Below are 11,316 nucleotides of genomic sequence, written 5' to 3'. Positions count from 1 at the left end.
TGCAGAGACGGCGGGCGGAGGTCTGTGTGCCCTCATCGCTTCGTTCGCTGTCGATCGTCGCTGCGTCGCTCGCTCTCTCGCTCGGCCCCGGCTGCAACGCCGGCACGAGCGGCGGCTCGGACGACGGCGGCACGTTCACGCGTCTGCCCGATGGTCGCGTGATCTCGACGCGCGACGGCGCGCTGCCGCCCGGCACCTGCGCGATCACCCAGGTCAGCACGACGCGCGTCATCCCGACGGTCGTCGTGGTCGTCGATCAGTCGGGCTCGATGACCGAGAATTTCGGCGGCACCGATCGCTGGAACGCGCTGCGCAACGCGCTCCTCGACGACGACGGTCTGATCAAGGAGTTCGAGAACAGCGTGCGCTTCGGCATCGCGCTCTACACGGGCCTCGACGACGACCCGAGCGTGCCCGTCGAGTGCCCGCACATCTCGAGCATCACGCCCGCGATGATGAACTTCGACGCGATCCGCGAGATGTACGCCGACGAACGGCCGCTCCAGGAGACGCCCACCGGCGACGCGCTCGACGCGATCCTCGACGATCTCCTCGCGATCCCGGATCCCGATCCCGATCCGACGATCTTCATCCTCGCGACCGACGGCGAGCCCGACACCTGCGAGGTCCCGAACCCGCAGAACGGTCAGGCCGAAGCGCTCGCGGCGGTGCGCCGCGGATATCGCTCGGGCATCCGCACCTTCCTGCTCTCGGTCGGTCGCGAGATCTCCGAGGCGCACATGCAGGACATGGCGAACGCCGGCATCGGTCGCGACAGCGGCGACGCGCCCTACTGGGTCGCCGGCGACGACGTGGGCCTGCGCACCGCGCTGCGCTCGATCATCGCGGGCGAGGTGAGCTGCACGCTCGAGCTCGCAGGCCGCATCGATCCCGCGCAGGCGTGCGAGGGCAGCGTGGTCGAGATGACCGGGCGCGGCGAGCTCGAGTGCAACACCGACTGGCGCGCGGTGGACGAGACGCACATCGAGATCCTCGGCGACGCGTGCGAGGAGTTCCTCACGAGCCGCGGCGCGACGATCGACGCGCAGTTCCCCTGCAACGTGATCCTCATCTGATCCCCTCGCGAACGGGCGACACGCGTGCATACTCGCGCGCGTGTCGCGCTCCCTCGCAGTGCTCGTCGTCCTCGCGTCGTTCCCAGCCCTCGCGCACGCGCAATACGATCGCACCGGATCGCTGCGCGCCGCGAACACCACGCAGGTCGCGGTCGCGCGCGAAGAGGTCGAGCTCGACTGCACCGTCACCGGCAGCCCCGACGAGCTCGAGTGCGCGCTGCACGTCACGTGGACGCTCGAGAACGCGAGCCAGGACGCGCAGACCCCGCAGATCGTCCTGACCTGGCCCCACGAGGAAGAGGCGCGCGTCACCGTCGCCGGCGCGGAGATCGCGGAGCTGCCGACGATCCGTCCGCTCACCGTCGTCGTCGCCCCCGCGAGCACCACGACGGTCGAGCTGCGCGCGACCCTCACGCTCGACTGGAATTACGTCGCGGGCGAGAGCGGCATCCCGGGCCCGCTCGAGTCCCTCGATCCGCTCTACGCGCGCCATCCGCTGCTCGCGCAGCCGTGGGTGAAGGTGCGGCGCGGCTTCGTGTGGGTGCGCCCCGACGACCTGCGATTCGCATCGATCGGCCCGACCGAGGTTCGCGTGCGCGTGCCCGAGGGATGGCACCCCGGCGCCGATCTGCGCTCCAGCGACGAAGCGCACCTGCTCACGTACCGCTCGCCGCGCGAGAACGCACCGCGCCGCATCGGCCTCGAGCTCACGCGCGGCAGCCGCGGCGACTTCTTCCGGCACGGCGGCCCGTTCCTCGCGTTCGGCGGCACCATCGACGCCGGGTTCCGCGGCCGGGTCGGCTACGAGATCGGCCTCGACGAGTTCGTGCTGGTCTCGGTCGCGCTCGACACCGACTTCGAAGAGCAGGTGATCATCACGCCGCAGGTCGAGCTCGCGAGCTGGGGCATGGTGCTCATCCCCAGCGTGTCGCTCGGCCTGGGCGTCCCGGTGCGCGTCACGAGCACCGAGGACCATCCCTCCACGGTCGGGCTGCGCATCGAGAGCAGCGCCACGTTCTACGCGGTCGCGTTCGTCGCCTCGCTCGACGTATGGCCCAGCGAAGGCGACTTCGCGCTCTCGCTGCTGGGCCGCATCGGGCTCTGATGACGACCTGGGTCGTCCAACACGGGCTGATGGCGGCGGAGGGCGAGCTGCCCTTCGAGTACGCCACGCCGCTCTACGACGTGCTCACCGTCGGCCCGCAGCACCGTGACGCGCAGATCGAGCGCCTGCTCCGCCGAGCCGCGGGCATGCCGAGCGATCTCGACGTGATCGACGAGCACCTCGGGCTGCTCGACGACGGCGTCGTGCTGCGCAGCGAGGGCGAGCTCGGCAGCGTGCTCGCCGCGCTGTGGTGGCTCGACGTGATGCGCCAGCGCGGTGTCGACCTCGGTCGGGTGCGGCTCGCGATCACCCCGGTGCTCGCGCCCTCTGCCGAGATCGTCCGCGCAGTCCGCGACGCCCAGCCGATCGGCGACGATCTCGAGCCGCTGCTCGCGATCCGCCGCGCGATCGTCGCGGACGACGATGTGCTCGCGCTGACGCTCGACGATATCTCGTCGACACGACGCGCGTGGATCGCGAACGTCGCGCACCTGCGCGATCTCCTGCCCGACGCGCGCGGCCTCGACGTGATCGACGCGCTGCTGCTCGAGCACATCGGCCGCGACTGGAACGACGCAATCCGCGTCATCGGGAATTGCCTCGGCTCCTCGTCGCACCGAATCGGCGACCGCACGCTCTGGGATCGCATCATCGCGCTCTCCGAGGATCGCCCCGCGATCCACCCGCGCGATCACGCGGACGACGATGAGCCCACTGCGCTCGTCGAGCTCGCGCTCGAAGGCCCGATCGCGATCCGCTACGCGCGCGTCCGCCGCACCGCGCTCGCCGAGCAAGTCGTCGCCGGTCGCGACGTCCTCGAGATCCGCACCTACGATCGCTGGGTCGGCGGTCGCTTCCTCACCCGCGACCGCATCCTCCGCGCGCCCGCCCTCCGCCGCGCGTGATCACGCCGACGCGCGCTGCTTCTCCTCGATCGTCGCGCCCTGCGCGCTCGGCTTCTCGTGGGGCACGCCCACCGCGAGCAGCGCCGGCAACAGCACGAGCTGCGCGATCAGCGCGCCGCCGATCGCGACGAACGAGAGCTCGCCGAACAGACGGATCGGCTCGAACGCGCTGAAGAGCAGCGCGCCATACCCGAGCAACAGCGTGAGCGCCGAGAGCACCACCGCGCGCCCGCTGGTCTCCATCGTGCGCAGCAGGATCTGCTCGGGCGTCCCTCCGAGCGCGTGCTGCTCGCGGAAGCGCGCGATGACGTGTGTCGCGCCGTCGACCGCGAGCCCCACCGTCACCGTGAACACGATCACCGTCGCCGCGTGCAGCGGAATCCCGCGCAGCACCATGTACGCGAGCGTCATCGCGAGCGGCAGCGCGTTCGGCGGAATGCTCAGCAGCCCCAGCCGCACGCTCCGGAAGAGCAGCGTCATCACCAGGAAGATCACGGCCACCGCCGAGCCGAGCCCGCCCAGCGCGTCCACGATCCGCTCGAGCCCGCGCGACGCGATCCACGCCTCACCGCCGAACGTCACGCGCGCGCCGTCGATCTCGTCCGCACGCGCACGAAACCGGTCGAGCATCGCGAGCGTCCGCCGCGCCCCGTGATCGAGCATTCGGACCTCGATGCGCGCACGCCGCCCGTCGTCGGTCACGAACGCATCGAGCGGATCGACGCCCCCCGACGCGAGCAGCTCACGCAGCGCCTGCACCTGCGCATCGTTCCGGAACGGCTCGGATCGCGCGGTCTCCTCGCCGGTCACGAGCACCCACGACTCGTGCAGCCAGTCCGCCATCGTGGTCGCGCGCAGCACGCCGTCCTGCTCGCGCAGCCAGCGCGCGAGCGTCTCGAGCTGCGCGATCCCCGCCGGCGTCGCGAAGCGCCCATCGTCGGCCTCGAGCGCGATCGAGAGCTCGCGCACCCCGTCGAGCTGTTCTTCCATCAGGTGCGTGACCTGCGCGATCTCCGAGCCACCGCCGAACTGATCGAGCAGACGGCTGTCGACCACCACGCCGCGTGCGATCACGAGCGACGCGATCATCAACACCGACGCGATCGCGATCGTCATCCGCGGATGACGCGCGTTCGCACGCGCGAGCACGACGATCGCGTGATCGAGCCCGCGCGACATCCGTCCCGCGTCGAGCGACACCTTCGCTTCCTCGGGGAACGAAGGCAGCGACGCGGGCACGAACACGATCGCCACGAAATACGAGGTCATGCTCGCGATCGCGGCGATCGCCCCGAAGCGCACGAGGATCGGCGTCCCCTGCACCACGAGCGCGCCGAACCCGACCGCGGTCGTGAACGACGTCACGAAGCACGGCAGCCACATGTGCCGCAGCATCCGCGACGCGGCCGTCATCGCGTCGGGCGCGCCCTCCCGGAGCTCCTCGCGATACCGCACCACGAGGTGCAACGAGTCCGCGAGCCCGATCGTCACGAGCAAGGGCGGGATCACGTTCGTGAGCAGGTTGATGGGCTCACCCGCCAGCGCCATCCCGCCCATCGTGATCGCGAGGGTGATCCCCACCGTGCCCATCGGGAGCAGCACGCCGCCGCGGGTACGCATCCCGAGCGCCAACACGAGCAGGCTCCCGACCACCGCGAGCGAGACGAGGAGCACCTGATCCGTACGCAGCGCGTCGATCATCGACACCCGCATCGCCGGGAGCCCCGCGAGCCGGGCGCGCGCTCCTTCCGGGGGCGCGTGCTCCGCGATGTGGGCGCGTGCGCTCGCGACGAGCGCCCCGGCATCGTCCTCGCTCGCATCCGACGCGAGCACCGCCGCGATCACCGTCACGCGTCGGTCTTCGCTGATCATCCGCCGGCGCAGGAGCCCGCTCGACGCGACGAGCGCCTCGATCGCCGCGCGCTCGGTCTCGGTCGGGACCTCGCCCGCGATCGCCGGACGCACCTCGACCGGCCCTCGCCCGCGCTCCGCGAGCGACGCGAGCCCCTGAGGAAATCGCTCGGGATCGCTCGCGACCGCCGCGCTGATCGCCTCCTCCGCGCGCACCCGTCGCGCGTCCTCGTCGGGACCAGCCTCGAGCCCCTCGAGGGTCAGCTCGTCGTCGCGCGTGGGTCGCGGAAGCGGCGTCGTGCCCAGGCTTTCCACCCGCACCACGCCGCGCTGCGATCCGAGGAAGCGCGCCATCGAGTGCGACCACGCGAGCACCTCGGGCGCGAGCACGTCGTCCGCCTCGACGAGCACGACGAGCGCCTGCTCCTGAGCCCCGAACGCGCGCGTGAGCTCGGATGCATCACGCGCCGCATCGTCATCGCCCGCGACCAGCTCCTCCGGCGCGAACCGCATCTCGAGCCGCGGGATCGCGAGCGCGAAGAGCCCCGCCACGATCATCACCACCGCGCGCACCACACCGCGGTGCCGCACGATCGCGGCGATCCCCTCCCCCGCTCGCCGCGTCTCGCTCACCGATCGGCCCCGCCTCTCGCACCGTCGGGTCGCTGTCTCATCGGGTGCCTACTCGTACTCGTCGACCGGTTCTTCCGCCACCATTCCGTCGAGCGCCTCGTCCCAGACGACCTCGTCTGCGGCGCCCGAGATCGGGAGGGGCGCAGTCCGACCCGCGAATTCCCGGAGCGGCGGCGGCTCCCCGCCGCGATGGAACTGCAGCGACTCCGCCTCGCGCACCCCCTCGTCCACCGCGGTCGCGTCGTAGCGCTCCCGCTCGCCGAGCGTGCGGATGAAGCGCGTCAGCCGCGACGCCCACGAGCCCGGCAGCGCGCCTTGCTCCCAGTGCGAGTGGTACGCCTTCGGGTTCGGCAGGATCGTCGCGAGATACGCGGCCTGCGCCGGCGAGAGCTCCGAGGGCTGGACCCCGAAGTAGTGCTGCGCCGCGTTCCGGATCCCGTACACGCCCGGCCCGTACTCGATCACGTTCAGATAGAGCTCGAGGATCCGCTCCTTCGGCCACGCGCTCTCGATCCACCACACGAGCAGCACTTCCTGCACCTTGCGCGCGAGGGTCTTCTCGCGGCGCAGGAACACGTTCTTCACGAGCTGCATCGAGATCGTCGAGCCGCCCATCACGTAGCGCCCGGCGCGCAGGTTCCGCACCAGCGCCTCGCGGATGGACGAGGGCGAGAACCCCGAGTGCCGGAAGAACCCGCCGTCCTCGTGCCCCAGCACCGCGTGGAGCATGAACGGGCTGATGTCCGCGATCGCCGTCCACTCCGGCGTCCCGGGCCCGGTCGTCGTCTCGAAGATCGCCCCGTCCGGCTCCTCCACCCGATGCACGAACGGCGCATCGAAGCGCGAGAGATCCGCGAGGGGCGGCACCATCTCGAACCGGCACCCATCCGCGACCCGGATCGTCAGCTGCGTCGCATCGAGATCGCGCGAGTCCACCCGCGCCTCGATGCGCCCCCCGATCGACCCCGTGAGCGAGAACGCCGCCATCTCCTGCAGCAGATCGCGCGGAATCGCGGCGATCGCGTCATTGCAGCGCGTCGCCGGCATCTCCGCGCGTAGGTCGAAGAGATAATGCTCGAGCGCCCACTCCACCGCGCCCGACACATCGACGTGCGCGGCGCCCGACCGCACGCGCAGCCGGGCGATCTCGAGGCGCCTCTGCTCGGGCAAGAACGTCGACTCTCCCTCGAGCTCCAGCGCAATCCCGGCGATCGGCGCCGGCGCGATCCGCTCCGAGAGCAGCGCGAGATCGCGCACCGCGAGCCGCCCCGTCGCGTGGAGCGCGTCGCCCGCCCCTTCGATCGTCAGCGCGCCCTCGAGCCGCGCATCCTCGGACCGGTGGAGCGGCAACGCGTCGGGCAGCAGCGGCTCGACCACCGCGACCGCGACATCGCGCAGCTCGATCGATCCGACCGCCCGCAACGAAAGTGGCTCGACCCGGAGATCCCACCCTAGCCGCCCGCCGTGATCGGGCGCTCCTTCGCCGCGCGTCCGGAATGCCTCCGCACCCTCGCGACGAACATCGAGCGCGAGATTCGTGAGCACGTCGCGCAACCCGTCCCCGGTGCTCCGGCGCACCGTGAGCCCCTCCACGCGAGCCTCGAACGCCTCCCCGAGGAACCCGAACGCACTCCCCTCGGCCGCGCCCCCCGTGGGCTCGCCCGAGCCCTCAGGGTTCCCGCGGAGCGCCCGGCCGCGCGCCAGCAGCCCCTCGCTCTCGTCGCCCTCGTGATCGCGCACTTCGACCACGACATCGCGCGCCTCGACCCGATCCAACACCGAGCCGCTGGCGACGACCCTGAGCTCGCCGATCGTCGTCGACTCCGACGTGCCCGCCCCGAGCACCACGTCCCGCGCGACGAGCTCCAACGCCCCCGCCGGATCGCGCCGCATCTCGACGACCGCGCTCCCGAGCTCGCCGCGGGCATCCCGCACCGCCGCGCGGACGTCTCGCACCGCGATCGTGGGCAACACCCGCGTCGCACCCTCGTCGCTCCCCGCGATCGACGACGCCGTCGACTCGGGCTGCACGCTGGGATCGATGACGATCTCGCCCCCGCGGAGCTCGATCCGCTCGACCGCATCGAGACCGCTCGTCGCGAGCCCGAAGAGCCCGCCCACGATCTCGAGCTCGCCCAGACTGCCGCGCAGCGCGCCCGCATCGTCGTGGAGCTCGACCCCGCGGAGCACCACGGATCCGAGCCCGACGTCGGTCTCGCGCACGGAGCACCGAACCCCGCGTTGCTCGGCCCGCGCCACGACCTCGTCGCGAACGATGCCAGGCAACGCAAGCCAGCCGCCGAGTGCGCCAGCCCCGAGAACGCTCCCCGCGACTGCCGCGACGACGGCCGCACTTCGACCGCGTTTCACGCGAGCGTGCCTATCACGGAACCCGGATGGATCCCAGCCGCGCGAACCGCACGCGCCAGGAGACGGAATAGGAGAAGCCCCGTGCTGCACTGGTCAGCACGGGGCTTCGAAAAAGACCCGGCGGCGTCCTACTCTCCCACTCACTCACGCGAGCAGTACCATCGGCTCTGGAGGGCTTGACTTCCGAGTTCGGGATGGGATCGGGTATGGCCCCTCCGACGTTGCCACCGGAAAATGTGGAAGCGTGATCCCGAACCGATTCGCGTTGTTGGTGCGAGTGTCGGGTCGGGCGAGCTCCGCATGAAGCGGACTGCTCTTACTCCCAACCCTGACCTCGAATCTGACGTTTGCCTTAGAGGTAGGTCAAGCCGCACGGCCGATTAGTACGGGTCAGCTCCACGCATTGCTGCGCTTCCACACCCCGCCTATTACCTCGTGGTCTTCGAGGGGCCTTCAGGGGACTTGCGTCCCGGGATACCTGGTCTTGAGGCCGGCTTCCCGCTTAGATGCTTTCAGCGGTTATCCGTTCCGCACATAGCTACCCGGCTATGCCACTGGCGTGACAACCGGAACACTAGAGGTGCGTCCGTTCAGGTCCTCTCGTACTATGAACAGCTCCTCTCAAGTATCCTGCGCCCACGGCAGATAGGGACCGAACTGTCTCACGACGTTCTAAACCCAGCTCGCGTACCGCTTTAATTGGCGAACAGCCAAACCCTTGGGACCTGCTCCAGCCCCAGGATGCGATGAGCCGACATCGAGGTGCCAAACCGCGCCGCCGATATGAACTCTCAGGCGCGATCAGCCTGTTATCCCCAGAGTACCTTTTGTCCGATGAGCGATGGCCCTTCCATGCGGGACCACCGGATCACTAACGCCTGCTTTCGCACCTGTTCGAGGTGTCCCTCTCACAGTTAAGCACCCTTTTGCGTTTGCACTCTACGGCTGGTTTCCAATCAGCCTGAGGGTACCTTCGCGCGCCTCCGTTACCTTTTGGGAGGCGACCGCCCCAGTCAAACTGCCCACCAGACAGTGTCCCGCACCCGGATAACGGGTGTCGGTTAGAAGCCCAGAACAGCCAGGGTGGTATTTCAACGTTGGCTCCATCGAGGCCGGAACCCCGACTTCAAAGCCTCCCACCTATCCTACGCAGACTGTCCCGAGCCTCACTGTCAAGTTGCAGTAAAGGTTCATGGGGTCTTTCCGTCTTGCCGCGGGTAGAGGGTATCTTCACCCCCGATACAATTTCGCTGAGTCGCTGGCCGAGACAGTGGGGATGTCGTTACGCCATTCGTGCAGGTCGGAACTTACCCGACAAGGAATTTCGCTACCTTAGGACCGTTATAGTTACGGCCGCCGTTTACTGGGGCTTCGGTTCGGAGCTTCGCCTTACGGCTAACTCCTCCCCTTAACCTTCCAGCACCGGGCAGGCGTCAGACCCTATACGTCCACTTGCGTGTTCGCAGAGTCCTGTGTTTTTAGTAAACAGTCGCAACCCCCGCTTCACTGCGACCCGTAGCAGCTCGAGGAGCAAGTCCTCTCACCGCCGCGGGCACACCTTCTCCCGAAGTTACGGTGCTATTTTGCCGAGTTCCTTAGCCAGCGTTCTCTCACGCGCCTTGGGATACTCACCCCGCCCACCTGAGTCGGTTTGCGGTACGGACACTAGAGGGACTCTGCACGCAGCTTTTCTCGGGAGCATGGAATCACCGAGTTCTGAGCCCGAAGGCTCACCTCATCACGTCTCGGAGTTGACTTCGCGTTTGTGGCTGTTGCCTCCTACGAAGTCCTCCTACGCGCTTGAACCAGCACGACCGAACGGCTGGCTCGGCATATCCTTCTCCGTCCCTGCTTGCTTCGACGTCATCCCTAGTGGTGCAGGAATATTAACCTGCTTCCCATCACCTACGCCTTTCGGCCTCGGCTTAGGGTCCGACTAACCCATGGGAGGATTATCCTTCCCCAGGAAACCTTGGGCTTACGGCGACAGAGTTTCTCACTCTGTTTATCGCTACTCATGCCTGCATAAGCTCCTCTCAAGCCCGATAGCGCTCCTTGCCGGTACGCCGTGTATCTGCTTGAGAGTACTCCCCTACCGCTTCCGAAGAAGCCCGAAGCTTCGGTGCTAGACTTGAGCCCCGTTGTATTTTCGGCGCAGGCTCGCTCGACCAGTGAGCTATTACGCTTTCTTTAAAGGATGGCTGCTTCTAAGCCAACCTCCTGGCTGTCTGAGCGCTCCCACATCCTTTGACACTTAGTCTAGACTTTGGGACCTTAGCTGTCGATCTGGGCTCTTTCCCTCTCGGCTACGGACCTTATCACCCGCAGCCTGTCTCCCGGATAGCTCTCACCGGCATTCGGAGTTTGGTTGGGTTTGGTAATCTGGTAGGACCCCTAGCCCATCCAGTGCTCTACCTCCGGTGGAGTTCGTCCGAGGCTATACCTCAATATATTTCGGGGAGAACCAGCTATCTCTGAGTTTGATTAGCCTTTCACTCCCATCCACAGCTCATCCCCTAACTTTTCAACGTTAGTGGGTTCGGTCCTCCAGGAGGTGTTACCCTCCCTTCAACCTGGCCATGGATAGATCACTCAGTTTCGGGTCTACGTCCCGCCACTATGTCGCCCTGTGAGGACTCGGTTTCCCTACGGCTTCACCTAGCGGCTTAACCTTGCGACGAAACGTAACTCGCAGGCCCATTATGCAAAAGGTACGCGGTCGCACATTCCTTGCGGCATAGTGCTTCCACTGCTTGTAGACGCGCGGTTTCAGGTACTATTTCACTCCCCTTGCCGGGGTTCTTTTCACCTTTCCCTCACGGTACTTGTGCACTATCGGTCGATGGGTAGTATTTAGCCTTGGAGGATGGTCCCCCCAGATTCCCGCCGGATTGCTCGTGTCCTGCGGTACTCAGGTACTCACTAGGGGAGCTTCAGCTTTCGCATACAGGGCTGTCACCTTCTATGGCCGGCCTTTCCAGACCGTTCGACTAGCCTCCGCTCTCCCATGTCGTGAGCCCTACAACCCCGAATGACTTGCGTCACCCGGTTTAGGCTCGTCCCCGTTCGCTCGCCACTACTAGGGGAATCTCGGTTGATTTCTTTTCCACCAGGTACTGAGATGTTTCAGTTCCCTGGGTTGGCCGCCCTCGAGCTATGTGTTCACTCGAGGACTAACACCTTACGGTGCTCGGTTGCCCGATTCGGAGATCTCCGGATCAATGCCTGTTAGCGGCTCCCCGGAGCTTTTCGCAGCTGTCCACGTCCTTCTTCGCCTCCCATCGCCTAGGCATCCACCACGCGCCCTTTGTAGCTTGACCTATCCCTAAGGCACGCGTCGTGACTCGAGATCAGGGTTCGTCGCAAGAGCTCTCGG

General features: G+C 67.4%; 5 protein-coding genes and 2 rRNA genes. 3 read left to right on the top strand and 4 right to left on the bottom strand.

The genetic code is table 11. The features are described 5' to 3' along the window. Window positions 1–26 precede the first annotated feature (26 nt). Genes I5071_RS41230 through I5071_RS41220 form a run of 3 tightly spaced genes read left to right on the top strand, consistent with a single transcriptional unit; the run spans window position 27 to window position 3,086 of the window. Window positions 27–1,076, top strand: coding sequence for a vWA domain-containing protein (locus I5071_RS41230; protein WP_236518877.1), 1,050 nt, complete (start codon window positions 27–29; stop codon window positions 1,074–1,076). A gap of 40 nt (window positions 1,077–1,116) precedes the next feature. Further along, window positions 1,117–2,181: a hypothetical protein gene (locus I5071_RS41225; protein ID WP_236518876.1), complete on the top strand. Its 1,065-nt coding sequence runs from the start codon at window positions 1,117–1,119 to the stop codon at window positions 2,179–2,181. After that, window positions 2,181–3,086, top strand: a complete 906-nt coding sequence (locus tag I5071_RS41220) for a DUF3658 domain-containing protein (RefSeq protein ID WP_236518875.1) — start codon at window positions 2,181–2,183, stop codon at window positions 3,084–3,086. The genes I5071_RS41225 and I5071_RS41220 overlap by 1 nt, the downstream gene beginning before the upstream one ends. Here the strand turns inward: I5071_RS41220 and I5071_RS41215 are convergent, their stop codons facing one another. The 4 genes from I5071_RS41215 to I5071_RS41200 form a co-directional block, all read right to left on the bottom strand. Continuing rightward, window positions 3,087–5,570 carry an efflux RND transporter permease subunit gene (locus I5071_RS41215; RefSeq protein ID WP_236518874.1) on the bottom strand — a complete coding sequence of 828 codons (2,484 nt, stop codon included), beginning with the start codon at window positions 5,568–5,570 and terminating at the stop codon, window positions 3,087–3,089. A 48-nt stretch (window positions 5,571–5,618) separates the two neighbouring features. Beyond that, complete coding sequence (locus I5071_RS41210) at window positions 5,619–7,793, bottom strand: transglycosylase domain-containing protein (RefSeq protein WP_236518873.1); 2,175 nt, start codon at window positions 7,791–7,793, stop codon at window positions 5,619–5,621. 262 nt (window positions 7,794–8,055) lie between these two features. Next, window positions 8,056–8,172: ribosomal RNA gene (rrf, locus tag I5071_RS41205) — 5S ribosomal RNA — on the bottom strand. A gap of 127 nt (window positions 8,173–8,299) precedes the next feature. Continuing rightward, window positions 8,300–11,260: ribosomal RNA gene (locus I5071_RS41200) — 23S ribosomal RNA — on the bottom strand. Between the last annotated feature and the right edge of the window lie 56 nt (window positions 11,261–11,316).

Origin of the sequence: Sandaracinus amylolyticus (assembly GCF_021631985.1) — a bacterium.
GTDB classification, from domain to species: Bacteria; Myxococcota_A; Polyangia; order Polyangiales; family Sandaracinaceae; genus Sandaracinus; species Sandaracinus amylolyticus_A.
This window is presented reverse-complemented; position numbering and strand designations above follow the sequence as displayed.

Excerpts from the sequence above, each read along its gene's own strand:
- I5071_RS41220 (WP_236518875.1), top strand. The coding sequence starts at position 2,181 with ATGACGACCTGGGTCGTCCAACACGGGCTGATGGCGGCGGAGGGCGAG.